This window comes from Cupriavidus neocaledonicus, from assembly GCF_000372525.1.
In the GTDB taxonomy this organism is placed as follows: Bacteria; Pseudomonadota; Gammaproteobacteria; order Burkholderiales; family Burkholderiaceae; genus Cupriavidus; species Cupriavidus neocaledonicus.
Genome location: NZ_AQUR01000091.1, coordinates 1 through 24693, shown reverse-complemented (window position 1 = coordinate 24693; position 24693 = coordinate 1). Strand labels below are relative to the sequence as shown.

Below are 24693 nucleotides of genomic sequence, written 5' to 3'. Positions count from 1 at the left end.
GGAGCCGAAGACGATGTCGGGGCTGCTGCAAAAGGAACTGGGCGTCATCGAGAACTCGTACTACGAGGCGAGCGTCGAGCGGCCGGCGCCGAGCCGGCCGCTGCAGGGGCGCACCGACGCGGAGGTGTGCGTGGTGGGCGGCGGCTATGCCGGCCTGTCGTGCGCGCTGGAGCTGGCCGCGCGCGGCTTCCACGTTGCGCTGCTCGAGGCCCAGCGGATCGGCTGGGGCGCTTCCGGACGCAATGGCGGGCAGGCCATCGTCGGCTTCGGCGCCGAGGGCGAGGGCGCGATCGAGCGCCAGTGCCCGGCCGAGCTCGCGCAGGCGGCCTGGAATGCCTCGGTCGAGGGCATGCGCCTGCTGGAACAGCGCATCGCTACCTACGGCATCGCCTGCGACCACGTGCGCGGCTACATGACGCTGGCGCCCCGGGCGCACAAGGTCGAGGGCCTGCGCCGCTGGGTGCGCCATATGCGCGAGCACTATGACTATCCGCTCGAATGGGTCGAGCGCCCGCACCTGGGCCGCCATGTCGCCAGCGACCGCTTTGTCGCCGGGGCGTATGACCCGCACTCGGGCCACCTGCATCCGCTCAAGTACTGCCTGGGGCTGGGCGACGCGGCGCGCCGGCACGGTGTCGAGGTGTTCGAGAACTCGGCCGCCTATCGCGTCGAGCGCGACAAGGCGCCGGTGGTGAAGACCGCCGAAGGCGAAGTGCGGTGCCGGCAGGTGGTGCTGGCGGGCAATGTCTACCTGGGCGAGTTCGGCGACCATCTGGCGCCGGAAATCGCCGCGCGCATCATGCCGGTGGGAACCTACATGATCGCGACCGAGCCGATGGACGCGCAGCGGGCCAGCGCGCTGATGCCGAGCCGGGTCGCGGTGTCGGACAACAACCTGATCGTCGACTATTTCCGTCTCAGTGCCGACAACCGCCTGCTGTTCGGGGCCGGCGAGACCTTCAGCGCGCGTCCGCCCGGCAACCTGGTGCAGCGCATCCGCGCGCGCATGCTGCAGGTCTTTCCGCAGACGGCGGACCTGGATATCGATTATTCCTGGGGCGGCTTTGTCGACATCACCATGAACCGGGCGCCCGACCTGGGCCGCATCGGCACCAATCTCTACTATGCGCAGGGGTTCTCCGGCCACGGGCTGTCGTTTGCCGGCATGGCCGGCAAACTGATTGCAGAGGCAATGACCGGCGATGCCTCGAGATTCGATGTCTTTACCCGCATCCGGCATCACCGCTTCCCCGGCGGCGCGCTGTTCCGGACCCCCGCGCTGGTGCTGGGGATGTGGTACTACAAGCTGCGCGACCTGCTGTAAGCGCCAGCCTTGTCACCGCAGCGGCGCCGGCGGGGTCTGCACGCCCACGCCGTGGACATGCACCATCTTTCCGCCCAGCCAGCCGGACACCACCAGCAGGCCGATCGCGACCGCGGACAGCACGATGGCGCCGGCACCGGCCCCGCGCATGCGCCACCAGGCGTTGACCACATAGAGCGCGACCACCGTCAGGTTGATGCCCATGTGCAGCAGCGCAATACGGCGGATGCCGCTGGGCAGCGACAGCAGGTCGATCAGGCCGGGCAGGGCCGCGAGCAACGCGCCAATGATGCCGCCGACCATGGCATAGAGGGCCACCACCGGCCAGTTGGGGCTGTCGCCGCCGAAATAGCGGATCAGGTCACAGGCAAAGGAAAAGATCCACAAGCCGATCGGGATGGTGATCAGCATCGGATGGATCGGGTGCTTGGCAATGCTGGCGGGAGTGAGCATGGCGACTCCTTTGACGTTCAGGGCGCATCAGGGCCCTCGCGTTCGCCGCGCCATCGCACTGCCATCCCAATGCCAGGGCAGCGCCGGCGCGGCGTGCCTCCCCGTTCAATGATGGCGCTGTTGGTCCCGTGTCAGGTCGACGGGTTCCAGCCCGCCTTTCGCCGGCCCATGCAGCACCGTGCCGTCGACGCCGAAGCGCGAGCCATGGCAGGGGCAATCGAAGGATTGCTCCAGGCTGTTCCACTGGACCAGGCATTTCAGGTGCGGGCAGGTGGCGTCGAAGGTATGCAGGCCGCCATCCGCATCGCGGAACGCGGCCACGTGGCGGCCGCCGGCCTTGACCACATGCCCTGCGCCCGGGGCGATGGCATCGAGCGCGACGCCGTCGTCCTGGCCGAGCCAGTCGGCGTACCGGGCCACCACATTGGCGTTCTCGCGCGCATACTCGACCACGGTCGTCACCGACTTGCGCGACGGATCGTAAAGATCGGCCCAGTCATTGGTGCGGTCGGTGACCAGGTCGCGGATCAGCATGCCGGCGATGGCGCCATGCGTCATGCCGTTGCCGGAATCGCCGGTGACGACATAGACATTGGTATCGCCGGGGTTGCGGCCGATAAAGGCGACGCCGTCGACCGGCTCCATTACCTGGCCCGACCACGCGAACACGGGTTCGTCGATCACGGGGAAGCGCTGGCGGGTCCAGTCGACCAGCCTGGCGAAGCGCTGCCCGGCATCGTCGGCCTGGCCGACCTTGTGGTCTTCGCCGCCGCTGATCAGCAACTGGTAGCCGGCGTCGAGATCGCCGGCGATGCGCACGTAATGGTAGGGATCGAGCGTATCCCAGAACTGGCACAGCGGCATGCTGTCGCGCGGCACCTTCATGCCCACTACAAAGGTCCGGTACGCGGCCTGCTTGGTATGGATGGCAAAGCGATCGATGAACGGCGTATTGGTGGCGACGATGACGCTGCCAGCTTCTATGCGCGCGCCGCGGTCGGTGCGCACGGTGGCGGGCCGGCCGTCGTCGACCTCCATGGCGCGGGTCTTGCCGTACACCCTGCCGCCGCGGCGCTGGATCGCGTCGACCAGGCCGCCCAGGTACTTCAGCGGGTGGAGCTGCCCTTGCCGCGGGAACCGCAGCGCCGCGCGCAGCGACACCTTGCCGGTCGGCACGTCGCGGGCACGCTCGACGTCGTCGAGGCCGGCCCGGTGCGCGGCATCCAGTTCCTTCGACAGCAGCGCCTCGCCATCGGACGATTCGGCAAAGAGGAAGCCGTCGACGCGCCGGAAGTCGCAGTCGATGGACTCGGTCGCGCAGATCGACTCCATCCGCGCCACTGCCGCCGCGTGGCTCCGGGCTACCCGCCGCGCCGCCTGATGCCCGAGGTGGCGTTCGATGTAGAAAAAATAATCGTCGAAGGCCGTCATCAGGTGCGCGGTGGTCCTGCCGGTCTCGCCCGCGCCGGGGCCTTCTGCATCGATCACGATCACGGCCTGTCCGGCCGCGGCCAGTTCATAGGCGACCGACAGCCCGGCGATGCCCGCGCCGATCACGCAGGCGTCGCAGGCCGGGTCGCCGTCCAGGGGAGGGCTGGAAAGGGTAGTCCCGGCTGCCCAGTATGAAATCGTCATGCCGCCCGACCTCCGCTTGTTCGGCCCATGTCTCAGTGATAGGTCAGTGGTGCCGGCGCAGGTATCGGGCGCGGTCCTACACCCGGACGGCCGGGATCGCCATAAATTACCCGGGTAATATTGACTTCTTATTTTATCCGGGTAATATTTGGCGATGTTCCTGTTTCTCCTTCGCAGACCTGCCATGACCTCGCCCACGCCCGTGCCTCGCCGGTTCACCACCTTCGACGGCCACCGCCGCATTGCCTCGGGACCGCTGCCCGACAACGCGCTGGCGCTCAGGCGGGCGCTGGACCATGGCGCGGCCGGGCCGGTGCTGGTATTCGATGACAGCACCGGCCGCTCGATCGACCTGGATACCAGCGGCACCGTAGACGAGATGCTCGAGCGGTCTGCGGTGCGCGCGGCGCAACTGGCGGCACCGCAGCCGGTGGCCGGCGCGGGCGGCAAGGGCGGCGATGCCCCCGAAACGGCGGAACCGCGCGGCCGCGGCCGGCCAAGGCTGGGCGTGGTGTCGCGCGAGGTGACGCTGCTGCCGCGCCACTGGGAATGGCTGGCGGCGCAGCCGGGCGGCGCTTCAGTGGCGCTGCGCAAGCTGGTCGAGCAGGCGCGCCGCGATCACGCCGGCAAGGACCGCAGCCGCGCCGCCAGCGAGCGTGCCTATCACTTCATGGTGGCGATTGCCGGGGACCTGGCCGGCTTCGAGGAGGCGAGCCGGGCGCTGTTTGCCAACGACCTGGCGGGGTTTGCCCGGCAGATCGCCGACTGGCCGGTGGATGTGCGCGAACACGCGCTGCGGCTGGCGGACAGCAGCGCGTGAGCGGCGCATGAGCGGCGCATGAGCGGCGCATGAGCGGCGCATGAGCGGCGCGTTCAGGCTCCGCCCAGCAGGTCGTGCGCGTCGACGATCGCGTAGGCGATCTCGGGATGGGCCTCCATGCTGCGCCGGATCGCGGACGGGATCGACTGGCGGATCTTGCGGCACAAGCCGGGCTGCTCCAGCACCTGGATGCTGATGCCGCGCACGGTGCGCACGCCGCGCGCGCTGGGCGTGATGCTCAGCACGATGCCGAGCTGGGCCTGCATCAGGCCCTCCATCCGTTGCAGCTCGGCCAGGCTGGTCAGGTTCTCGAGCCGTTCGACCAGCCGCTTTTCCTCGGCGCGCGTCAGGCGCAGCACGCGCAGGTCGGCATCGGGGTCGCTCAGCAGCGCTTCGCGCCCGCAGATGCAGGCACCGGGCGGGCATTCCGTGCGGAGAGGGAACGGCGCGTTCATGGCGGGCGCGGGCTGGGCAGGGCGGCTGGCTTGCGGGATTGCGGGGGCAGTGGCTGGCTATGTTAAATCAGGAAGCCGGCCAGCGGCGCATGGTGCGGCAGCAAAGGCCGATCCGGTCTATGCTCGCGGCTGCGGTCCGCTTGCCCGGGGCCGCAAGACCAGAAACCGCCCCCTGCACAGGAGACCTTCCATGGCACTTTCGATGTACGACGTTTCGATCCCTCCGTTTATCCGCGCGCTGGGCAACCTCGACGCGATCCTCGCCAAGGGCGCGGCGCACGCCCAGGCGCAGGGCATGGACCCGGCCGACCTGATCCAGACCCGCCTGATCGCCGACATGGATGCGCTGCCGGCACAGGTGCAGCGCGCCAGCGATGCCGCCAAGGGCTGCGCTGCGCGGCTGGCCGGTATCGAGGTGCCGTCCTTTGCCGATACCGAAACGACCTTCGCCGAACTGCAGGACCGCATCGGCCGCACCATCGTGTTCCTGGAGCAGATCACGCCGGCACAGCTGGAAGGCAGCGAACAGCGCGTGGTCGAACTGAAGCTGCCCCAGGGCCCGCTGCGCTTCGACGGCAAGTCCTACCTGCTCGGCTTTGCCTTGCCCAACTTCTATTTCCACGTCACCACGGCCTATGACATCCTGCGCCACAAGGGCGTGCAGATCGGCAAGCGCGACTACCTCGGGCTGAAGTAGGCACACTTCGGGTCGGGCCGCGCCGGCACGGCCCCCGGCGCGGGCACCGGGCTTCACCTTTGCCTGGGGCACGCCGGCCAGCGGAGGCCAAGCGGCGGCCAAGCGGCGGCCAAGCGGAAACCCTGGGGCCTCTGGTATACTTGCGGCACGTCCGGCCCGATGCCGGGCGCAGCCTGCGACAGGCCAGGACAGCCCCACCCGGCAGCACCCGCGCTGCCAGCACAGCCGCCCCGATCGATACGTTCCGGTCCATATCGAGGGCGCGACCAAGCGCCAATGCGACTACGCGGCGCGAGGTCCGGCTCCGGCTCCGGCCCTGCCCATCCCGGCCCTGCCCATCCTTTACTGAACCCCGGCCAGCAAGCGCTGCCGAACCGCTGCGAACCGCTGTTTACGGTCCGAGAGAGACCCCACGCATGACTTACGCCGTCAAGGAAATCTTCTATACGCTGCAGGGCGAAGGCGCCAACGCCGGCCGCGCCGCGGTGTTCTGCCGCTTTGCCGGCTGCAACCTGTGGAGCGGGCGCGAGCAGGACCGCGCCAGCGCGGTGTGCCAGTTCTGCGATACGGATTTCGTCGGCACCGATGGCACGCGCGGCGGCAAGTACCGCAGCGCCGAGGAACTGGCCGCGGTGGTCGTGTCGGAGTGGCCGCAGGGCGCCGGCGGCAAGCCGCTGGTGGTCTGCACCGGCGGCGAGCCGCTGCTGCAGCTCGATGTGCCGCTGATCGACGCGCTGCATGCGCAGGGCTTCGAGATCGCGATCGAGACCAACGGCACCATCGCCGTGCCGCCGGGCATCGACTGGGTCTGCGTCAGTCCCAAGATGGGCTCGGAACTGGTGGTCACGCGCGGCGATGAGCTGAAGGTGGTGATCCCGCAGGAAGGCCAGGACTTTGCCGCATACGAGAAGCTTGATTTCCGCCATTTCCTGGTGCAGGCCATGGACGGTCCGCTGGCGCGCGAGAATACCGCCGCCGCGGTGGCCTTCTGCCAGCGCCACCCGCGCTGGCGGCTGTCGCTGCAGACCCACAAGCTGCTGGGCATCCGCTGAGCGGCAGTGCCGCCGGCCAGCCCCGCGCGAGTCGCCAGGTCGGCCGGGGCCAGCCACGAGGTCAGCATCAGGCAGGCAATTCAGTCCACAATAGAGGCTTCGGACGCACGCGCGGCGTCCGCTTCAACGCAGGCGGCCGGCACCGGCGCCGGTACACATGAGCAAACAAGTTTCCATCACCCGCCGGCTGGAGTTCGACTCCGGCCACCGCATCCCCAACCATTGCGGGCAGTGCCGCAATATCCACGGCCACCGCTACCGGCTCGACCTGACGCTGTCGGGTGAAGTCCTGCACCGCGAGGGCGCGTCGGATGACGGCATGATCCTGGATTTCGGCGATATCAAGGCGCTCGCCAACGAGCACCTGGTCAGCAAGTGGGACCACGCCTTCCTGATCTACCGCGGCGACACCGCGCTGCTGAACTTCCTGCAATCGATGGAAGGGCACAAGACCGTGGTGCTCGACGCGATCCCGACGGTCGAGAACCTGGCCCAGGTGGCCTTCGACATCCTGGCGCCGGTGTTCAAGGACTGCTTCGGCCACCAGTTGCAGCTGACCAGGCTGGTGCTGTTCGAAACGCCCAACTGCTGGGCCGAGGTCAGCGCGCCGGCGCAGCTGCCCGCGCAGGACTGAGCGGGCGACGATGACCCGGCCGTCGCCACCGTTCCCGCCACCGCTGCCGTTGCGCGCGCCGCGCGCTCTGCCGGAAGATCCGGCGCAGGCCGCCGAGCGCGACGCGCGCTACATGCGCGCCGCGCTCGAAGAGGCCCGCCTGGCCGAAGCCGCGGGCGAGGTGCCGGTGGGCGCGGTGGTGGTCTGGAACGACACCATCATCGCGCGCGGCCACAACCTGCCGATCCGCTCGGTCGACCCGTCGGCGCACGCCGAAATGCAGGCGCTGCGCGCCGCTGCCCAGGTCATCGGCAACTACCGCATGCCCGAGTGCGAGCTCTACGTGACGCTGGAGCCGTGTGCCATGTGCAGCGGCGCGATCCTGCACGCCAGGCTGCGCCATGTGGTGTTCGGCGCGAGCGATCCCAAGACCGGCGCCGCCGGCAGCGTGGTCAACCTGTTCGAGCAGGCCCAGCTCAACCACCAGACCAGCATTGCCGGCGGGGTGCTGGCCGACCACTGCGGCCAGATGCTGAAGGATTTCTTCGGCGCCCGGCGCCGCGCGCAGAAGGCTGCGCAGCAAGCGGCGCGCCAGCCGGCGCCGGCCGCCGCACCCGACCAGAACCACGACACCGAAGCATGAGCACGCCGAACAGCAGGCCGCATACCGAAGTCCGACTGATCGCCTCGTCCGGGTATCCGCACGATGTCGCCACCGCCGCGCGCGGCTGTGCCTGGCTCAAGCACCATGGCTACCACATGACCAACCCGGACGTGCTGGCGCGGCGCTACCTGCGCTTCGGCGGCACCGACGCGGAGCGGCTCGCCGACCTGCACGCGATCGGCACCGGCGTGCCGCACGAGCTGACGCTGGCGGTGCGCGGCGGCTACGGCATCGCGCGCCTGCTGGCGCAGGTCGACTTTGCCCGCATCGCCGGGCAGGCGCGCGCCAGCGGCACGCCCATCGTCGGCCACAGCGACTTCACCGCGTTCCAGCTGGCCTACCTGGCGGCCACCGGCGGCGTCACCTTTGCCGGGCCGATGCTGCTGGCAGACTTCGGCGCCGAAGGCGTCGACGCCTATATGTGGGAGCACTTCGAGGGCATCCTGCGCAACCCGGCCTACCACGTCGACATCGCCGCGCCGCAGTCCGGCGGCCAGCCGTTCTCCGGCAGCGTCGCGGGCACGCTGTGGGGCGGCAACCTGGCGATGCTGTGCAGCCTGCTGGGCACGCCGTTCATGCCGCAAGTGCAGGGCGGGGTGCTGTTCCTGGAAGACATCAACGAGCCCCCTTACCGGGTCGAGCGCATGCTGCTCCAGCTGCAGCAGGCCGGCGTACTGGGTGCGCAGCGCGCCATCGTGCTGGGCGATTTCTCCAATTACCGCGTCACCGACTACGACAACGGCTACGACATGGAGGCCGTGGTGGCCTACCTGCGCGAGCAGCTGCCGGTGCCGGTGCTGACCGGCCTGCCGTTCGGGCATTGCGCGCGCAAGCTGACGCTGCCGGTCGGCGCGCAGGTGCGGCTGTCGGCACGCGCCGACGGCTTCAGCATGGCGTTTTCGGGCTACCCGGTGCTGCCGCCGCTGGCCTGAGCCCGCGGCTCGCCGCCGCGCTGCGCCGGTCGCAAGGAATGCGTCCGGATGATAGAATGCGCGGTTATTTCCTGATTTCCTGCCGGGTTCTCGCATGAACCCGGCGTGGCCCGTGCCGCAGCGCCGGCGATGGCGGCGCCACAATCTCCAGACAAGGTTCCAGACGTGCTTTCTACCGCAAACATCACCATGCAGTTCGGCCCCAAGCCGTTGTTCGAGAATATCTCGGTCAAGTTCGGCGAGGGCAACCGCTACGGCCTGATCGGCGCGAACGGCTGCGGCAAGTCCACCTTCATGAAGATCCTGGGCGGCGACCTCGAGCCGTCGTCGGGCAACGTCATGCTGGAGCCGGGCATCCGCCTGGGCAAGCTGCGCCAGGACCAGTTCGCCTATGAAGACATGCGCGTGCTGGATGTGGTGATGATGGGCCACACCGAGATGTGGGCCGCCGCGCAGGAGCGCGACGCCATCTACGCCAATCCGGAAGCGACCGACGAAGACTACATGAAGGCCGCCGAGCTGGAGGCCAAGTACGCCGAATACGACGGCTACACCGCCGAGGCGCGCGCCGGCGAACTGCTGCTGGGCGTGGGCATCCCCACCGCGCAGCACCAGGGCCCGATGAGCGACGTCGCGCCGGGCTGGAAGCTGCGCGTGCTGCTGGCGCAGGCACTGTTCTCGAACCCGGACGTGCTGCTGCTGGACGAGCCCACCAACAACCTGGACATCAACACGATCCGCTGGCTGGAGACCGTGCTCAACGAGCGCAACTCCACCATGATCATCATCTCGCACGATCGCCACTTCCTGAACTCGGTCTGCACCCACATGGCCGACATGGACTACGGCACGCTCAAGGTCTACCCGGGCAACTACGACGAATACATGGAAGCGTCGATGCAGGCCCGCGAGCGCCAGATGGCCGCCAACGCGCGCGCCAAGGAGCGCATCAGCGAACTGCAGGACTTCGTGCGCCGCTTCTCGGCCAACAAGTCCAAGGCCCGCCAGGCGACCTCGCGCGCCAAGCAGATCGAGAAGATCAAGGTCGAGGACATCAAGCCGTCGTCGCGCCAGAACCCGTTCATCCGCTTCGAGTTCGAGAAGAAGCTGCACAACCTGGCGGTCGAGGTCGAAGGCATCACCAAGAGCTACGACCGCAAGATCATCAATAACCTGTCGCTGGCGATCCAGGCCGGCGAGCGCGTGGCGATCATCGGCGAGAACGGCGCGGGCAAGACCACGCTGCTGCGCAGCCTGCTGAACGGCGCGGTGCAGACCGGCGTGCAGCGCGGCGTCGAGGTCGACCGCGGCACGGTCAAGTGGGCCGAGAATGCCAACGTCGGCTACATGCCGCAGGACACCTACGAGGAGTTCCCGGAAGACCGCGACGTGATGGACTGGATGAGCCAGTGGACGCAGGCCGGCGACGACGAGACCTCGCTGCGCGGCACGCTGGGCCGCCTGCTGTTCTCGGCCGACGACATCAAGAAGAACGTCAAGGTGCTGTCCGGCGGCGAGAAGGGCCGCATGATCTGGGGCAAGCTGATGCTGGGCCGCCACAACGTGCTGGCGCTGGACGAGCCGACCAACCACATGGACATGGAATCGATCGAGTCGATGCAGATCGCGCTCGACAAGTTCCAGGGCACGCTGATCTTCGTCTCGCACGACCGCGAGTTCGTCAGCGGCCTGGCCACGCGCATCATCGAAGTGCGCACCGACGGCACGCTGACCGACTACCTGGGCACGTACGACGAGTACCTGCAGTCGCAGGGGATCGACGGCTGAGCGCCGCAGCCGGGTGCATGCTGAAGGCCGCCTCCGGGCGGCCTTTTTGTTGTCCGCAACGGCGTGTCAGGCGGCGCTGCCGTCGCGGACCTGGTCCAGCTGCGCCATGATGGCGCGCGCGGTGAGGTCGCCCCGGGCCTTGCGCAGCGCCGCGTGCAGCGGTTCGCGCAGCGCCATCAGCGCGGGCAGGTCGGCGGCCCTTTCCACCTTCACCTGCAGCATGTAGCCGCGCAGGCCGAGATGCTGCCCGATCACGTCGGTATAGAAATGGTAGAGGCGCTGGTATGCCTGGATCTCGGCGGGCGCGTGGGCCGCGGTTGCACTGGTGTGTGGCGGTGCCGCTACCTCGGCCACCGGCACATGGCGCATCGCGTAGACCGAGAACAGGTTGGTGTCGGCAGCTGGCGGCGCGGCACGCGCCGGTTCTTGTGGCGCGGCGGCGCGCGGCTGTGCCGGCTCGGCAACGGCTTCGACCAGTCCCTGCGCCAGCAGCGTTGCCATGGCCTCCGCGCCGATCCCCATGCCCGCGACCTGCGCCAGCAATGCCTGCTCGCGGCGCTCGCCGTTGACCATCAGCAGCAGCGCGCGCAGCTTGTGGTCCAGCTTGCGCGCGCGGCTGCGGATTTCGTCCTGCCCGGCCTCGGTCTTGCGGTAGATCGGATCGACCATGCCTTGCCCCCTTTCGTCTTGTTATGTGCGCGCGCCGCGGCGGGTCTGTCCCGTCCAGGCGTCGCGAGTCTCCCGTCTGCAACCCGCGGCCGGTTATCGCCAGGTTCTTGTGCGCAGCGGCAGGCGCAGCCGCCGCCATTTCCCCCCGCGCCATAACATGGGCCGGAATCCGCTCTACAATGTGCGTGCACCATAAAAGTAACAAAAAATTGCAATCGCCAATTCACCAAACCGAGAACTGTGGCCATGCAACAACGAGACAAACTCTTCATTAACGGCAAGTGGGTCGCGCCCCACGGCACCGGCAAGATCGACGTCATCCATTCCGCCACCGAAGCGGTGATGGGGACCATTCCCGAAGGCTCGGCGCGCGACGCCGAAGACGCCATCCAGGCCGCGCGCGCGGCCTTCGACGGCTGGTCGGCCACACCGCCGGCCGTGCGGGCCGGCTATATCGCCAAGATCGCCGAAGGGCTGAAGGCGCGCAGCGAAGAACTGGCGCAGCTGATCGCCGGCGAAGTCGGCATGCCGATCAAGCTGGCGCGCGCGATCCAGGTCGGCGGCCCGGTCTACAACTGGGGCCAGGCCGCCAGGCTGCTGGAGGGGTTCCGCTTCGAGGAAGAAGTCGGCAATTCGCTGGTGGTGCGCGAGCCGGTGGGCGTGGTCGGCGCGATCACGCCGTGGAACTATCCGCTCAACCAGATCACGCTGAAGGTGGCGCCGGCGCTGGCGGCGGGCTGCACCGTGGTGCTCAAGCCGTCCGAGGTGGCGCCGCTCAATGCCTTCGTGCTGGCCGAGGTGATCGAGGCCGCTGGGCTGCCGCCGGGCGTGTTCAACCTGGTGACCGGCTACGGCCCGGTAGTGGGCGAGGTGCTGGCCAGCCATCCTGAAGTCGACATGGTGTCGTTCACCGGCTCCACCCGCGCCGGCAAGCGCGTGTCCGAGCTGGCGGCGCAGACCGTCAAGCGCGTGGCGCTGGAACTGGGCGGCAAGTCGGCCTCGGTGATCCTGGACGATGCCGACCTGCCGTCGGCGGTCAAGGGCACCATCAATGCCTGCTTCCTCAACTCTGGCCAGACCTGCTCGGCGCACACCCGCATGCTGGTGCCGCGCGCCCGCTATGACGAGGTCAAGGCGATTGCGCAGCAGGTGGTCGCCGGCTTTACCGTGGGCGATCCGCTGCAGGAAACCAGCAAGCTGGGCCCGCTGATTTCCGCGGTGCAGAAGGAACGCGTGACCGGCTATATCCGCCGCGGGCTGGAAGAGGGCGCCGAGCTGGTGGCCGGCGGCCCCGAGACCCCTGAAGGGCTGGACCAGGGCTTTTACGTCAAGCCGACCGTGCTCGGCAACGTCGAGCCGCGCGCGACCGTGGCGCAGGAAGAGATCTTCGGGCCGGTGCTGTCGATCATCTGCTATGACACCGAGGAAGACGCGGTGCGCATCGCCAACGACAGCATCTATGGCCTGGGCGGCGGCGTCTGGTCCGGCGACGAGGCGCGCGCGATCCGCGTGGCGCGCCGCATCCGCACCGGGCAGGTCGATATCAACGGCGGGCCGTTCAACATGCAGGCGCCGTTCGGCGGCTACAAGCAGTCCGGCAACGGCCGCGAAGCTGGCAAGTACGGGCTGGAGGAATTCCTCGAGTACAAGGCGCTGCAGCTAAAGAAGTCCGCCGCCTGACGGGCGCGCGCAGAGGCAGCACAGGAGCGTGGCAATGCCCGGCTGGTCCGGGCATTTTTTCGTGCGCGGAATACGGGGCGAATGCGCGGATAATGCGCGACAGTGCGCGGAACAACATGACAACGACAAAGGGGGGAGCAACGATGCGCGGGTTCGGTCGGCTGGCCAGGTGGCTGGCGGTGCTGCTGGGGCTGGCGGTGGCCGGCGCCGCGGGCGCGTTGGTCTGGTATCGCCACGCCGCACAGCCGCCGGTGTCGGGCAAGGCGGTGCTGGCGGGATTGCGCGCACCGGTCACGGTAGTGCGCGACGGCCATGGCGTGCCGCATATCCGCGCCGCCAGCAAGGCCGATGCGTGGTTCGCGCTGGGCTACGTGCACGCGCAGGACCGGCTGTGGCAGATGCAGATGAACAAGCGCATCGTCGCGGGACGCCTCGCGGAAATCCTGGGCCCGTCCGCCGTCGATAACGACAAGTTCCTGCGCACGCTGGGCGTGCGGCGCAACGCCGAGGCCATCCTCGCGCAGGCGTCGCCCGAGGCGCGCGCGGCATTGCAGGCCTATGCCGACGGCGTCAATGCATGGATCGACCAGCGCCAGGGCCCGCTGCCGCCGGAGTTCCTGCTGCTGCGGACCCGGCCCGAACGCTGGGAACCGGCCGACACGCTGGGCTGGCAGACCATGATGGCATGGGACCTGGGCGGCAACTGGACCCAGGAGACGCTGCGCATGCGGCTGGCGCAGGTGCTGCCGGTGGCCCGCATCAGCGAACTGCTGGCGCCGTATCCGGGCGAGCAGCCGGTACGCACCATGGATTACGGGCATCTGTACCGGAAGCTGGCGCCGCTGGCGAGCGCGATGGCCAGCGTCGGCGACCAGGCGCCGCCGGGCCATGTCGAGGGCATGGGCTCGAACAACTGGGTGGTGTCTGGCGCGCACACCCGATCGGGCAAGCCGATGCTGGCCAACGACCCGCACCTGGGGCTGCAGGCGCCGGCGCTGTGGTACTTCGCGCGCCTGAGCGCGCCCGGGCTGGAGGTGGCCGGCGCCACGCTGCCCGGCATGCCGCTGGTGGTGCTGGGCCACAACGACCGCATCGCTTGGGGGCTGACCAATACCGCGCCGGACGTGCAGGACCTGTATCTCGAGCGCGTGCGTCCGGGCAACGACACCCAGTACCAGACGCCGCAGGGCTGGGCCGCGTTCGAGACCCGCACCGAGACCATCCGCGTCAAGGGCGCCGCCGACGTGACGCTGAAGGTCCGCAGCACGCGCCACGGCCCGGTGATTTCCGACGTGGCCGAGTCGCTTGCCAGCGCCGCGGCGCCGCTCGGCGCGCAATACGTGGTGGCGTTCCAGTGGACCGCGCTGCGCCCGGATGATCGTACCTTCCTCGCCGGGCTGCGGCTGAACCAGGCGCGCGACTGGAACAGCTTCACCGCCGCGCTGCGCGATTTCCACTCGCCGCAGCAGAACATCGTCTATGCCGACGTCGACGGCAACATCGGCTTCTACGCGCCCGGCCGCGTGCCGCTGCGCCGCGCCGACAACGACCTCAAGGGACTGGCCCCGGCGCCGGGCTGGGACGCGCGCTACGACTGGACCGGCTTTATCCCGTTCGAGGCGCTGCCGCACCAGTACAACCCCGCCGGGGGCGTGATCGTGACGGCCAACCAGCGCATCGTCGCGCCCGACTATCCGTACTTCATCACCAGCGAGTGGACGGTGCCGTATCGCTTCGACCGCATCCGCACGCTGCTGGCGGCCACGCCCAAGCATACCTTCGACAGCTTTGCCGCGATCCAGAAGGACGTGGTCTCGCTGGCGGTGCGCGATGTTCTGCCGCTGCTGCTGGCCGCGCCGGTCAGCAACGACGCCGCGCGCCCGGCGCGCGAACGCGCCTTGCTGCAGGCATTGCGCCAGTGGGACGGCACCATGGATCCCGCGCGCGCCGAGCCGCTGGTGGTCACCGCATGGCTGCGCGAGCTGTCGCGCCGGCTGTTCGAGGAGAAAACCGGCGAGGCAATCTTCGTGCGCCTGTGGGACCAGCGCAACGTGCAGCAGCCCATGCTGAACATCCTGCGCGATCCGCGCCAGCTGGGCGCGTTCTGGTGCGACCGCCCCCATACCAGCCCGGCCGAGAGCTGCGACGATGCCGTGGCCGACGCCTGGACCCAGGCCGTGGCGGACCTGTCGCGCCGCTATGGCGACGACCCCGCGCGCTGGCGCTGGGGCGAGGCGCACGCGGCACGGCTGGAGCACCGGCCGTTCGGCAAGGTCGGCTACCTGGCGCCGCTGTTCAACCTGCGCGTGCCGACCGGCGGCGACACCTACACCGTCAACGTCGGCCGGCACAACCTGCGCGACGACAAGGCGCCGTTCGAAAACACCCATGCGGCCAGCGTGCGTGCGCTCTACGACCTGTCCGACCTGGCGGCGTCGCGCTTCATGGACTCCACCGGGCAGTCCGGCAATGCGCTGCTGCCGCGCTACCGCAACTGGACCGGCAAGTGGGCGGCAGTGGAATACATCACCATGCCGCCGGCGGCGGCCCAGGGCACGCCCGGCGCGGCGGACGCCCTGGTGCTGGCGCCTGCGACAAAATAGCGCGGCCCATGGCATGCCGCGCCGGGAAGGTTCTCAAACTGGCGAGGTCATGCCTGGGTCGTCCGCCGGGAGTTGGCGACAGGCGCTAACATGAGGGCCTTTCTCTCCCTCACTCCCGGCAGGAGCCCCTGATGACAACGCGTACCACCCATGTGATCCAGCACGTCGCCTTCGAGCACGCGGGCGTGATCGGCAACGCCCTGCGCGCGCGCGGGCACACGCTGCGGGTGTTCCAGGCCGGCGTCGACGACCTTGGCCCCATCGCCAGCGAGCCGGCCGACCTGCTGCTGGTGCTCGGTGGCCCCATCGGCGTCTACGAGACCGACGCCTATCCGTGGCTGGAGGCGGAAATCGCGCTGATCCGCCAGCGCCTGGCGGCTGGCGGCAAGATCATCGGTATTTGCCTGGGCGCGCAGCTGATCGCGCGCGCCGCCGGCGCCAGGGTCTACCCCGGCCCGCGCGAGATCGGCTGGGCGCCCATCGCGCCGACGCCGGCCGGACACGATGCGGCGCTGGCCGAACTGGCCGCGGCCCAATGGGAAGTCCTGCACTGGCACGGCGACACCTTCGACCTGCCCGCCGGCGCGCAGCTGCTGGCCTCGACCTCGGCGGTACCGAACCAGGCCTATGCCATCGGCGACCAGGTGCTGGCACTGCAGTTCCACCCCGAGGTCATGCCGCGTGATATCGAGGCCTGGCTGATCGGCCATACCGTCGAACTGGGCAAGGCCGGCATCGATCCGCGCACTATCCGCGCGCGCACCGCGCAAGTCGGCGCTACCGTGGCGGCGGCGGGAGAACGCATGTTCGCGCGCTGGCTGGAGCAGGCCGGACTATGAGCCAGCCGTCATCCATGCTGCGCGTGCCGGTCGCTGCGGTGCTGACCGGCGCCGTGCGCCCGTTCGGACCCAAGGGCGTACCCAGCGGCATTGCCAAGGCCACAACGCGCGCGCGCCTGCGCGTGACCGCGACCGGGCTCGAGGGAGACGGGCAGGGCGATCCGCGCCACCACGGAGGCCCGGAAAAGGCGCTGCACCACTATGCCTTCGACCACTACCCGGCGTGGCGCCTGGCTCTGCGGGAACAGGGGGCGCCGGCCGACGGCGTCCTCGACTCGCCTGGCGCCTTCGGCGAGAACCTGAGCACCACGGGCCTGACCGAGGCAGACGTCTGCATCGGCGACCAGTTCCGCCTGGGCACGGCGCTGGTCGAGGTGTCGCAGGCGCGCCAGCCGTGCTGGAAGCTCAATCACCGCTTCGGCTATGCGGGCATGTCGCGCGCCGTGCAGCAGAGCCTGCGCACGGGCTGGTACTACCGCGTGCTGGAAACCGGCGACGTGGCCGTGGGCGATATGCTGGAACTGGTGGCGCGGCCCTGTCCCGGCTGGTCGCTGCACCGTCTGCTGCAACTGCTGTATGTCGACCGGCTCGACTATGCCGCGCTGGAAGCAATGGCGGCGCTGGCACCGCTGGCCGAGAACTGGCGCAAGCTGGCGCGGCAGCGGCTGGAGCGGCGCGAAGTCGAAGCGATGGAGCGGCGCCTGTCCGGCGAATGACCGGCTGCGGGTGAGGGCGCCTCAGCCCTGGCGGAAACGCTTGCCGGTGCCTTCGCGCGTGATGCGTTCCCACACCTGCTGTTTTTCCTCGTCGCTGAAAAAGACCCAGTTGCTGACCTCGGCCGCGGTGCGGCCGCAGCCCTGGCACACCTCGTCGAACAGGGTCGAGCAGATGCCGATGCAGGGGCTGTCCGGGCGCTCGGACAGCGTGGAATCCGTGGTGCCGTGGTCCGGTTGGGGGCGCAGCGGGGCGGATTCGAGAGGTGACGGCATGGTGGCGGCAAGGTGGAGCGTGAAACGGCCGCCCATTATATCGGGTGCGCAGGCGCGGCCCGCCAAGGCCGTGCCGCGGGGCCGGGATTACCTCGGAGGTCATTGAGCCGCGAGGCCGCCGCCGTTACGCTGCCTCAAGCCTCGAACCTTCACCGGAGTGCAGCCATGCCCCAGATCATCGCCGCCGTGCCTCTTTCCCACGACCGCCGTCCCGCCGGCGTCGACCCGCGCATGCGCGCCATGGTCGACAACGTGCTGCTGGGTTCTCCCGTCGCGCGCGCCCTCGGCGTGCGGCTGGCCAGCCTGGCACCGGACCATGTCGAGCTGGAGATGCCATTCCTGCCGACCAACGTGACCCACGGCAGCATCGTCCACGGCGGTGTCATTGCGACGCTGATCGATATCGCCGGCGCGGCCGCGGCGGCGTCGGGCGCCAATGCCGACGAGGTGAAAGGCGGCGCCACCGGTTCGCTGTCGATCCAGTACCTGGCGCCGGCACAAGGGGCCGCGCTGCGGGCGGTGGCGTCGGTGGCCCGACGGGGCCGCCGGCAGGTGGTGACGGATGTCTCGGTGTACGCGCAAGCGCCGGACGAGGGCGTGCTGGTCGCCAGGGCCCTGATGAGCAGCGCCATGTTCTGAAGGAGCGCCGGCGCGCGCTGTACGCTTCTATTAACGCAATTAACCGCCAAGCTTTCGCTTTCACCCCCACGCGCGCCAGTTGCACTGGCGCGACCGGTCAACAGCATGGTGTGCACGGCCTAGCGGAGGCTATGAAGCATGGGGCGCAGTGGCCCGGCCGATGACGGCGGGGGCGCGCGCCGCCGGGTGAACCCTGCGCGGCGCGCGCATCGGTGCTGCCCTGGGTCAGTACTTCCAGAACACCTGCTGCAGCGCCTTGGTGTCGTTGGTCTGCGTCAGCGCCAGCGCCATCAGGATGCGCGCCTTCTGCGGCAGCTGGTCGTCGGTGACGATCCAGTCGTACTTGTCGTCCGGCTGCTCGGCGTTGCGCACCACCACGCCGCTGCCGGTGCGCGACGCGCGCACGATGTGCACGCCCTTGGCGCGCGCGGCCTTGAGCGGCTCGACCATGTAGTCGCCGACGCTGCCGTTGCCGGTGGCGGCGTAGATGATGGCCTTGGCGCCGCTCTTCACCGCGGCGTCGACCGCGGCCGGGTTGGCGTTGCCGTAGGCATAGACCACGGCCACCTCGGGCAGCTTGTCGATCTTGTCGATGTCCCACTGCGTCTGCAGCGTGTGCGGACGCGCCGGCAGGCGGTAGAACAGGGTGCGGCCTTCGACCACGTAGCCGAGCGGGCCGAACGGCGAGCGGAAGGTCTCGGTCTTGAAGGTGTTGGTCTTGGAAACGTCGCGGCCGGTGTGGATCTCGTCGTTCAGCACCGCGAGCGTGCCCTTGCCCTTGGAAGCGGGGTTGGAGGCGACCAGCACGGCGTCGTAGAGGTTCAGCGCGCCATCGGCGCCCAGCGCGGTGCCGGGGCGCATCGAGCCGACCACCACCACCGGCTTGTCGCTCTTCAGCGTCAGGTTGAGGAAGTAGGCCGTTTCCTCGATGGTGTCGGTGCCGTGCGTGATCACGATGCCGTCGACGTCAGGCTGCTTGAGCAGTTCCGACACGCGCTTGGCCAGCTTGAGCAGGCGTTCGTTGTTGAAGCTTTCCGAGCCGATCTGGAAGATCTGCTCGCCCTTGACGTTGGCGACCTTGGAGATCTCCGGCACCGAGGCGATGATCTTGTCGACCGGGACCACGGCGGACTGGTAGGCGGCGGTGTTGGTCGCCGCCGCGCCGGCGCCGGCAATGGTGCCGCCGGTGCCGATGATGACGATGTTGGCCTTGCGCGCTTCGGCCGGGGCCGTGGCAGCGGCGGCGGCAGGCTGCGCCGCGGGCGCGAGCTGGGCGTGGGCAGCGCCGGTGATCAGGCTCGCCGACAGCAGGGCAGCGGCCAGCGTGGTGACGCGGGCGGAATGTTTCATGGTTCTCCTCGGGTATCTATACGAACGTGTGGCCCGTACTGGAAGCGGCACGACATACCTTATGGGTGGGATGGTGCCGTCCGTGTTCAGTCGGTGGCTGCCGGTGCCGGGACCTGTGATGCAGGCCTCCGGCTCAGGCAGCGGCAGAGACTATACGTGAGGAGAAATTCGCGGTGGAAGAGCAGTGCAAGGGTTATGCCGATTCGGCATAAAACTGCCTTCGCCATAACGTCAGGCGCATACTTCGCCGGGCCGGCCGGACCTCGCCGGCACCGGCCTTTCCGCTTGCACCCGGCTCAGAACGCGTCGCCCGGCACGCGCACCCAGCCTTCCATCAGCACGCGCGCGCTGCGGCTCATGATGGCCTTTTTGACCACCCATTCACCGTCGACCCGCTGCGCTTCGGCGCCGACGCGCAGCGTGCCGGACGGATGCCCGAACCGGACCGCGTTGCGCTCGCCGCCGCCGGCGGCCAGGTTGACCAGCGTGCCGGGGATGGCCGCCGCGGTGCCAATGGCCACCGCGGCCGTGCCCATCATGGCGTGGTGCAGCTTGCCCATCGACAGCGCGCGCACCAGCAGGTCCACGTCGGCCGCGGCCACCTGCTTGCCGCTGGAGGCGGTGTAGTCCACCGGCCTGGCCACGAACGCGACCTTGGGCGTGTGCTGGCGCCGGGCCGCCTCGTCGATGTCCTTGATCAGCCCCATGCGCAGCGCGCCGTGGGCGCGGATGGTCTCGAACATCGCCAGCGCCCTGGTGTCGCTGTTGATCGCGTCCTGCAGCTCGGTGCCGGTGTAGCCGATGCTCTCCGCGTTGACGAAGATGGTCGGGATGCCGGCGTTGATCATGGTGGCCTTGAGCGTGCCGATGCCCGGCACTTCCAGGTCGTCGACCACGTTGCCGGTCGGGAACATCGCACCGCCTGCGCCTTCTTCCTCGGCCGCGGGATCCATGAACTCGAGCTGCACTTCGGCGGCCGGAAAGGTTACGCCGTCGAGCTCGAAGTCGCCGGTTTCCTGCACTTCGCCATTGGTGATGGGCACGTGGCCAATGATGGTCTTGCCGATATTGGCCTGCCAGATGCGCACCACGGCCACGCCGTTGTGCGGGATGCGGGCCGGGTCGACCAGGCCGGCGCTGATCGCGAACGGGCCGACCGCGGCCGACAGGTTGCCGCAGTTGCCGCTCCAGTCGACAAAGGGCTGGTCGATCGAGACCTGGCCGAACAGGTAGTCGACATCGTGGTCCGGACGCGTGCTCTTCGACAGGATCACGGTCTTGCTGGTGCTGGAGGTGGCCGCGCCCATGCCGTCGATCTGCTTGCCATAGGGATCGGGGCTGCCGATCACGCGCAGCAACAGCGCGTCGCGCGCGGGGCCGGGCACCCGGGCGCGCTCGGGCAGGTCTTGCAGGCGGAAGAACACGCCCTTGCTGGTGCCGCCACGGATGTAGGTGGCGGGGATCTTGATCTGGGGTACGTGGGCCATGGGAATGAATGTCGTGGTTAGGCCTGTGGGCCTGGTGACCGCTTAGGAATCAATTTGCGGGGAAGCAGAGCCCGGCGCTTGTTTGCTTCCCTCTCCCGCAAGCGGAAGAGGGAAGTACGCCACCGGCTTCGGCAGCAGCCCGAGCTTACGCCGCCGCCTTGCTCGACTCCAGGAAGTCCTGCGCAAACCGCTGCAGCACACCGCCGGCCTCGTAGATCGACACTTCCTCGTCGCTGTCGAGACGACACGTCACCGGCACTTCCACGCGCTCGCCGTTCTTGCGATGCACCACCAGCGTCAGCGTCGCGCGCGGCTGGCGCTCGCCGATCACGTCATAGGTTTCGGTGCCGTCCAGCCCCAGCGTCAGGCGGTTCACGCCCGGCTTGAACTCCAGCGGCAGCACGCCCATGCCGATCAGGTTGGTGCGGTGGATGCGCTCGAAACCTTCGGCGACGATCGCTTCGACGCCGGCCAGGCGCACGCCCTTGGCGGCCCAGTCGCGCGACGAGCCCTGGCCATAGTCCGCGCCGGCGATGATGATCAGCGGCTGCTTGCGCTCCATGTAGGTCTCGATCGCTTCCCACATGCGCACCACCTTGCCTTCCGGCTCGATGCGCGCCAGCGAACCCTTCCTGACCTGGCCGTCGACCACCGCCATTTCATTGATCAGCGTCGGGTTGGCGAAGGTGGCGCGCTGCGCGGTCAGGTGGTCGCCGCGGTGCGTCGCGTACGAGTTGAAGTCCTCTTCCGGCAGGCCCATCCTGGCCAGGTACTCGCCGGCCGCGCTGTCCAGCAGGATCGCGTTGGACGGCGACAGGTGGTCGGTGGTAATGTTGTCGCCCAGCACCGCCAGCGGCCGCAGGCCCTGCAGCGTGCGCTCGCCCGCCAGCGCGCCTTCCCAGTACGGCGGGCGGCGGATATAGGTGCTCTGCGGACGCCAGTCGTACAGCGGCGCGGCGCTCTCGCCGGTGTCGGCGGTCAGCGCGAACATCGGCTCGTAGACCTTGCGGAACTGCTCGGGCTTGACGCTCTGTTTGACGATGGCGTCGATCTCCTCGTCGCTCGGCCAGATGTCTTTCAGGTAGACCGGCTTGCCGTCCTGGTCGGTGCCCAGCACATCCTTTTCGATATCGAAGCGGATGGTGCCGGCGATGGCGTAGGCCACCACCAGCGGCGGCGACGCCAGGAAGGCCTGCTTGGCGTACGGGTGGATGCGGCCGTCGAAGTTGCGGTTGCCGGACAGTACCGCGGTGGCGTACAGGTCGCGGTCGATGATCTCCTGCTGGATCTTCGGGTCGAGCGCGCCCGACATGCCGTTGCAGGTGGTGCAGGCGAAGGCGACGATGCCGAAGCCGAGCTTTTCCAGCTCGGGCAGCAGCTTGGCTTCTTCGAGGTACAGCTCGACCGCCTTGGAGCCAGGCGCCAGCGATGACTTGACCCACGGCTTGCGCGTCAGGCCGCGCGCGTTGGCGTTGCGCGCCAGCAGCGCGGCGGCGATCACGTTGCGCGGGTTGCTGGTGTTGGTGCAGCTGGTGATGGCGGCGATGATCACCGCGCCATCGGGCATCAGGCCTTCGGCTTCCTGCGCGCGGGCCTTGTCCAGGTCCACGGCGATGCCGCGCTCGGCCAGCGCTGAAGTCGGCAGGCGCTTGTGCGGGTTCGACGGGCCGGCCATGTTGCGCACCACGCTCGACAGGTCGAACTTCAGCACACGCTCGTATTCGGCGTTCTGCAGCGAATCCGCCCACAGGCCGGCGGTCTTCGCATAGGTCTCGACCAGCTTGAGCTGCTCGTCCGTGCGGCCGGTCAGGCGCAGGTATTCGATGGTCTGCTCGTCGATGAAGAACATCGCCGCGGTGGCACCATATTCCGGCGCCATGTTGGAGATGGTGGCGCGGTCGCCGAGCGTCAGGCTCGACGCGCCTTCGCCGCGGAATTCCAGGTACGCGCCGACCACTTTTTCCTTGCGCAGGAATTCGGTCAGGGCCAGCACGATGTCGGTGGCGGTGATGCCGGGCTGGCGCTTGCCGGTCAGCTCGACGCCGACGATATCCGGCAGCCGCATCCACGAGGCGCGGCCGAGCATCACGTTCTCGGCCTCCAGGCCACCCACGCCGATGGCGATCACGCCCAGCGCATCGACGTGCGGGGTGTGGCTGTCGGTGCCGACGCAGGTATCCGGGTAGGCCACGCCATTGTCAGCGTGGATCACCGGCGACATCTTCTCCAGGTTGATCTGGTGCATGATGCCGTTGCCCGGCGGGATCACGTCGACGTTCTTGAACGCCTTCTTGGTCCAGTCGATGAAATGGAAACGGTCTTCGTTGCGGCGGTCTTCGATGGCGCGGTTCTTGGCGAAGGCATCGGGATCGAAGCCGCCGCATTCCACTGCCAGCGAGTGGTCGACGATCAGCTGCACCGGCACCACCGGGTTGACCTTGGCGGGGTCGCCGCCCTGGTCGGCAATGGCGTCGCGCAGGCCGGCCAGGTCCACCAGCGCGGTCTGGCCGAGGATGTCGTGGCACACCACGCGCGCCGGGAACCACGGGAAGTCGAGGTCGCGCTTGCGCTCGATCAGCTGCTTCAGCGAATCCGTCAGCGTGGCGGGATCGCAGCGGCGCACCAGGTTTTCTGCCAGCACGCGCGACGTGTACGGCAGCTTGTCGTAGGCACCCGGCTGGATCGCCTCGACGGCGGCGCGCGCGTCGAAGTAATCCAGCTTGGTGCCCGGTAGCGGTTTGCGGTTTGCAGAATTCATGGTGTAGGGAAATCGATATAGGTATGAAAAAGGGGTAGTGGCCCTGTGTCAGCGACCAGCTACCCCTTTGCCCACAGGCTCGGATTCAATGCAACCCGACGCGGGGCAATCCGGCAGCCGGTCTTACTTGCGATCCTTGATCGGCACGAACTTCAGGTTCTCCGGCCCGGTGTAGTTGGCGCTGGGGCGGATGATCTTGTTGTCGATGCGCTGCTCGATGATGTGCGCGGCCCAGCCCGAGGTGCGCGAGATCACGAACAGCGGCGTGAACATCGCGGTGGGCACGCCCATCATGTGGTAGCTGACCGCACTGAACCAGTCCAGGTTGGGGAACATCTTCTTGATGTCCCACATCACGGTTTCCAGCCGCTCGGCAATGTCGAACATCTTCATCGAGCCGGCGTCCTTCGACAGCTTCTTCGCCACTTCCTTGATCACCTGGTTGCGCGGGTCGCCGGTGGTGTACACCGGGTGGCCGAAGCCGATCACGACTTCCTTGTTCTCGACGCGGCGGGTGATGTCGGCCTGGGCCTCGTCCGGGTTGTCGTAGCGCTTCTGGATCTCGAACGCGACCTCGTTGGCGCCGCCGTGCTTGGGGCCGCGCAGCGCGCCGATCGCGCCGGCGATCGACGAGTACATGTCGGAACCGGTGCCGGCGATCACGCGCGCGGTGAAGGTCGAGGCGTTGAACTCGTGCTCGGCGTACAGGTTGAGCGAGGTGTTCATGGCGCGCTCCCACAGCGCCGACGGCTTCTCGCCGTGCAGCAGGTGCAGGAAGTGGCCGCCGATCGAGTCGTCGTCGGTTTCCACCTCGATGCGGCGGCCGTTGTGGCTGTAGTGGTACCAGTACAGCAGCATCGAGCCCAGGCTGGCCATCAGGCGGTCGGCGATATCGCGCGCGCCCGGGGTGTTGTGGTCTTCCTTCTCCGGCAGCACCGTGCCCAGCACCGACACGCCGGTGCGCATCACGTCCATCGGGTGCGCGCTGGCGGGCACCCATTCGAGCGCCGCCTTGACGTTGGCGGGCAGGCCGCGCAGGCTCTTGAGCTTGGCCTTGTAGGCGGCCAGCTCGGATTTGGTCGGCAGCTTGCCGTGCACCAGCAGGTGGGCGATTTCCTCGAATTCGCAGGTCTCGGCGATNTCGAGGATGTCGTAGCCGCGGTAGTGCAGGTCGTTGCCGGTGCGGCCGACGGTGCACAGCGCGGTGTTGCCGGCGGTCACGCCCGACAGCGCGACGGATTTCTTG

The 24693-nt window shown here is 68.6% G+C and carries 22 protein-coding genes; 13 read left to right on the top strand and 9 right to left on the bottom strand.

Annotation, left to right across the window (positions count from 1 at the left end; translation table 11 throughout):
- Positions 1-13: 13 nt before the first annotated feature.
- Entirely contained in the window at positions 14-1324 is a 1311-nt protein-coding gene (locus A3AG_RS0112015; protein ID WP_018005639.1) for an NAD(P)/FAD-dependent oxidoreductase, read from the top strand.
- A 12-nt stretch (positions 1325-1336) separates the two neighbouring features.
- Here A3AG_RS0112015 and A3AG_RS0112010 read toward each other — a convergent pair whose 3' ends face one another.
- Both A3AG_RS0112010 and A3AG_RS0112005 read right to left on the bottom strand, forming a co-directional pair.
- Entirely contained in the window at positions 1337-1777 is a 441-nt protein-coding gene (locus A3AG_RS0112010) for a DUF2231 domain-containing protein (RefSeq protein WP_018005638.1), read from the bottom strand.
- 105 nt (positions 1778-1882) lie between these two features.
- Positions 1883-3412: an FAD-dependent oxidoreductase gene (locus tag A3AG_RS0112005; RefSeq protein ID WP_026164132.1), complete on the bottom strand. Its 1530-nt coding sequence runs from the start codon at positions 3410-3412 to the stop codon at positions 1883-1885.
- A gap of 184 nt (positions 3413-3596) precedes the next feature.
- Between A3AG_RS0112005 and A3AG_RS0112000 the strand changes: the two genes are divergently transcribed.
- Positions 3597-4232, top strand: a complete 636-nt coding sequence (locus A3AG_RS0112000) for a DUF2239 family protein (RefSeq protein ID WP_018005636.1) — start codon at positions 3597-3599, stop codon at positions 4230-4232.
- A 53-nt stretch (positions 4233-4285) separates the two neighbouring features.
- Here the strand turns inward: A3AG_RS0112000 and A3AG_RS0111995 are convergent, their stop codons facing one another.
- Positions 4286-4687, bottom strand: coding sequence for a hypothetical protein (locus tag A3AG_RS0111995; RefSeq protein ID WP_018005635.1), 402 nt, complete (start codon positions 4685-4687; stop codon positions 4286-4288).
- Between the two features lie 190 nt (positions 4688-4877).
- Here A3AG_RS0111995 and A3AG_RS0111990 point away from each other — a divergent pair, with 190 nt between their 5' ends.
- From A3AG_RS0111990 to A3AG_RS0111965, 6 genes are all read left to right on the top strand, one after another.
- Positions 4878-5384: a DUF1993 domain-containing protein gene (locus A3AG_RS0111990; RefSeq protein WP_018005634.1), complete on the top strand. Its 507-nt coding sequence runs from the start codon at positions 4878-4880 to the stop codon at positions 5382-5384.
- Positions 5385-5800: 416 nt separating this feature from the next.
- Positions 5801-6436 carry a 7-carboxy-7-deazaguanine synthase gene (queE, locus tag A3AG_RS0111985; RefSeq protein ID WP_018005633.1) on the top strand — a complete coding sequence of 212 codons (636 nt, stop codon included), beginning with the start codon at positions 5801-5803 and terminating at the stop codon, positions 6434-6436.
- Between the two features lie 157 nt (positions 6437-6593).
- Entirely contained in the window at positions 6594-7070 is a 477-nt protein-coding gene (locus tag A3AG_RS0111980) for a 6-pyruvoyl trahydropterin synthase family protein (protein ID WP_018005632.1), read from the top strand.
- Positions 7071-7080: 10 nt separating this feature from the next.
- On the top strand, positions 7081-7692 hold the full coding sequence (tadA, locus tag A3AG_RS0111975) for a tRNA adenosine(34) deaminase TadA (protein WP_018005631.1): 612 nt from the start codon (positions 7081-7083) through the stop codon (positions 7690-7692).
- Positions 7689-8645: a muramoyltetrapeptide carboxypeptidase gene (gene ldcA / locus A3AG_RS0111970; protein ID WP_018005630.1), complete on the top strand. Its 957-nt coding sequence runs from the start codon at positions 7689-7691 to the stop codon at positions 8643-8645. Before tadA ends, ldcA begins: the two co-directional genes overlap by 4 nt.
- Positions 8646-8810: 165 nt before the next feature.
- Entirely contained in the window at positions 8811-10433 is a 1623-nt protein-coding gene (locus tag A3AG_RS0111965; RefSeq protein WP_018005629.1) for an ABC-F family ATPase, read from the top strand.
- Between the two features lie 66 nt (positions 10434-10499).
- Here A3AG_RS0111965 and A3AG_RS0111960 read toward each other — a convergent pair whose 3' ends face one another.
- The gene (locus A3AG_RS0111960; RefSeq protein ID WP_018005628.1) at positions 10500-11102 is read right to left on the bottom strand and encodes a hypothetical protein; all 603 of its coding nucleotides are present in this window, start codon (positions 11100-11102) and stop codon (positions 10500-10502) included.
- A 246-nt stretch (positions 11103-11348) separates the two neighbouring features.
- On the opposite strand from A3AG_RS0111960, the gene A3AG_RS0111955 reads away from it, so the two are divergent.
- The 4 genes from A3AG_RS0111955 to A3AG_RS0111940 all read left to right on the top strand — a co-directional run bounded on the left by A3AG_RS0111955 (position 11349) and on the right by A3AG_RS0111940 (position 16940).
- Positions 11349-12782, top strand: coding sequence for an aldehyde dehydrogenase family protein (locus A3AG_RS0111955; RefSeq protein WP_018005627.1), 1434 nt, complete (start codon positions 11349-11351; stop codon positions 12780-12782).
- Positions 12783-12925: 143 nt separating this feature from the next.
- Positions 12926-15385, top strand: coding sequence for a penicillin acylase family protein (locus A3AG_RS0111950; RefSeq protein ID WP_018005626.1), 2460 nt, complete (start codon positions 12926-12928; stop codon positions 15383-15385).
- Between the two features lie 131 nt (positions 15386-15516).
- Complete coding sequence (locus A3AG_RS0111945) at positions 15517-16224, top strand: glutamine amidotransferase (protein WP_018005625.1); 708 nt, start codon at positions 15517-15519, stop codon at positions 16222-16224.
- Entirely contained in the window at positions 16221-16940 is a 720-nt protein-coding gene (locus tag A3AG_RS0111940) for an MOSC domain-containing protein (RefSeq protein ID WP_018005624.1), read from the top strand. The genes A3AG_RS0111945 and A3AG_RS0111940 overlap by 4 nt, the downstream gene beginning before the upstream one ends.
- 21 nt (positions 16941-16961) lie before the next feature.
- Here A3AG_RS0111940 and A3AG_RS0111935 read toward each other — a convergent pair whose 3' ends face one another.
- Positions 16962-17213, bottom strand: coding sequence for a DUF1289 domain-containing protein (locus A3AG_RS0111935; protein ID WP_026164130.1), 252 nt, complete (start codon positions 17211-17213; stop codon positions 16962-16964).
- Positions 17214-17378: 165 nt separating this feature from the next.
- Between A3AG_RS0111935 and A3AG_RS0111930 the strand changes: the two genes are divergently transcribed.
- Positions 17379-17852 carry a PaaI family thioesterase gene (locus tag A3AG_RS0111930; protein ID WP_018005622.1) on the top strand — a complete coding sequence of 158 codons (474 nt, stop codon included), beginning with the start codon at positions 17379-17381 and terminating at the stop codon, positions 17850-17852.
- A 225-nt stretch (positions 17853-18077) separates the two neighbouring features.
- Here A3AG_RS0111930 and A3AG_RS0111925 read toward each other — a convergent pair whose 3' ends face one another.
- From A3AG_RS0111925 to prpC, 4 genes are all read right to left on the bottom strand, one after another.
- Positions 18078-19202, bottom strand: a complete 1125-nt coding sequence (locus A3AG_RS0111925) for an asparaginase (RefSeq protein ID WP_018005621.1) — start codon at positions 19200-19202, stop codon at positions 18078-18080.
- 296 nt (positions 19203-19498) lie between these two features.
- The gene (gene prpF, locus A3AG_RS0111920) at positions 19499-20689 is read right to left on the bottom strand and encodes a 2-methylaconitate cis-trans isomerase PrpF (protein ID WP_018005620.1); all 1191 of its coding nucleotides are present in this window, start codon (positions 20687-20689) and stop codon (positions 19499-19501) included.
- Between the two features lie 145 nt (positions 20690-20834).
- Positions 20835-23447 carry a Fe/S-dependent 2-methylisocitrate dehydratase AcnD gene (gene acnD / locus A3AG_RS0111915; protein ID WP_018005619.1) on the bottom strand — a complete coding sequence of 871 codons (2613 nt, stop codon included), beginning with the start codon at positions 23445-23447 and terminating at the stop codon, positions 20835-20837.
- Between the two features lie 123 nt (positions 23448-23570).
- On the bottom strand, positions 23571-24693 hold a 1123-nt coding region (prpC, locus tag A3AG_RS0111910), incomplete at its 5' end, for a bifunctional 2-methylcitrate synthase/citrate synthase (RefSeq protein ID WP_018005618.1).

What these genes read in the sequence shown, in the direction of transcription:
- A3AG_RS0112015 (WP_018005639.1), top strand. Translation starts at nt 14, where the DNA reads ATGTCGGGGCTGCTGCAAAAGGAACTGGGCGTCATCGAGAACTCGTAC.
- A3AG_RS0112010 (WP_018005638.1), bottom strand. Translation starts at nt 1,777, where the DNA reads ATGCTCACTCCCGCCAGCATTGCCAAGCACCCGATCCATCCGATGCTG.
- A3AG_RS0112005 (WP_026164132.1), bottom strand. Translation starts at nt 3,412, where the DNA reads ATGACGATTTCATACTGGGCAGCCGGGACTACCCTTTCCAGCCCTCCC.
- A3AG_RS0112000 (WP_018005636.1), top strand. Translation starts at nt 3,597, where the DNA reads ATGACCTCGCCCACGCCCGTGCCTCGCCGGTTCACCACCTTCGACGGC.
- A3AG_RS0111995 (WP_018005635.1), bottom strand. Translation starts at nt 4,687, where the DNA reads ATGAACGCGCCGTTCCCTCTCCGCACGGAATGCCCGCCCGGTGCCTGC.
- A3AG_RS0111990 (WP_018005634.1), top strand. Translation starts at nt 4,878, where the DNA reads ATGGCACTTTCGATGTACGACGTTTCGATCCCTCCGTTTATCCGCGCG.
- queE (WP_018005633.1), top strand. Translation starts at nt 5,801, where the DNA reads ATGACTTACGCCGTCAAGGAAATCTTCTATACGCTGCAGGGCGAAGGC.
- A3AG_RS0111980 (WP_018005632.1), top strand. Translation starts at nt 6,594, where the DNA reads ATGAGCAAACAAGTTTCCATCACCCGCCGGCTGGAGTTCGACTCCGGC.
- tadA (WP_018005631.1), top strand. Translation starts at nt 7,081, where the DNA reads ATGACCCGGCCGTCGCCACCGTTCCCGCCACCGCTGCCGTTGCGCGCG.
- ldcA (WP_018005630.1), top strand. Translation starts at nt 7,689, where the DNA reads ATGAGCACGCCGAACAGCAGGCCGCATACCGAAGTCCGACTGATCGCC.
- A3AG_RS0111960 (WP_018005628.1), bottom strand. Translation starts at nt 11,102, where the DNA reads ATGGTCGATCCGATCTACCGCAAGACCGAGGCCGGGCAGGACGAAATC.
- A3AG_RS0111955 (WP_018005627.1), top strand. Translation starts at nt 11,349, where the DNA reads ATGCAACAACGAGACAAACTCTTCATTAACGGCAAGTGGGTCGCGCCC.
- A3AG_RS0111950 (WP_018005626.1), top strand. Translation starts at nt 12,926, where the DNA reads ATGCGCGGGTTCGGTCGGCTGGCCAGGTGGCTGGCGGTGCTGCTGGGG.
- A3AG_RS0111945 (WP_018005625.1), top strand. Translation starts at nt 15,517, where the DNA reads ATGACAACGCGTACCACCCATGTGATCCAGCACGTCGCCTTCGAGCAC.
- A3AG_RS0111940 (WP_018005624.1), top strand. Translation starts at nt 16,221, where the DNA reads ATGAGCCAGCCGTCATCCATGCTGCGCGTGCCGGTCGCTGCGGTGCTG.
- A3AG_RS0111935 (WP_026164130.1), bottom strand. Translation starts at nt 17,213, where the DNA reads ATGCCGTCACCTCTCGAATCCGCCCCGCTGCGCCCCCAACCGGACCAC.
- A3AG_RS0111930 (WP_018005622.1), top strand. Translation starts at nt 17,379, where the DNA reads ATGCCCCAGATCATCGCCGCCGTGCCTCTTTCCCACGACCGCCGTCCC.
- A3AG_RS0111925 (WP_018005621.1), bottom strand. Translation starts at nt 19,202, where the DNA reads ATGAAACATTCCGCCCGCGTCACCACGCTGGCCGCTGCCCTGCTGTCG.
- prpF (WP_018005620.1), bottom strand. Translation starts at nt 20,689, where the DNA reads ATGGCCCACGTACCCCAGATCAAGATCCCCGCCACCTACATCCGTGGC.
- acnD (WP_018005619.1), bottom strand. Translation starts at nt 23,447, where the DNA reads ATGAATTCTGCAAACCGCAAACCGCTACCGGGCACCAAGCTGGATTAC.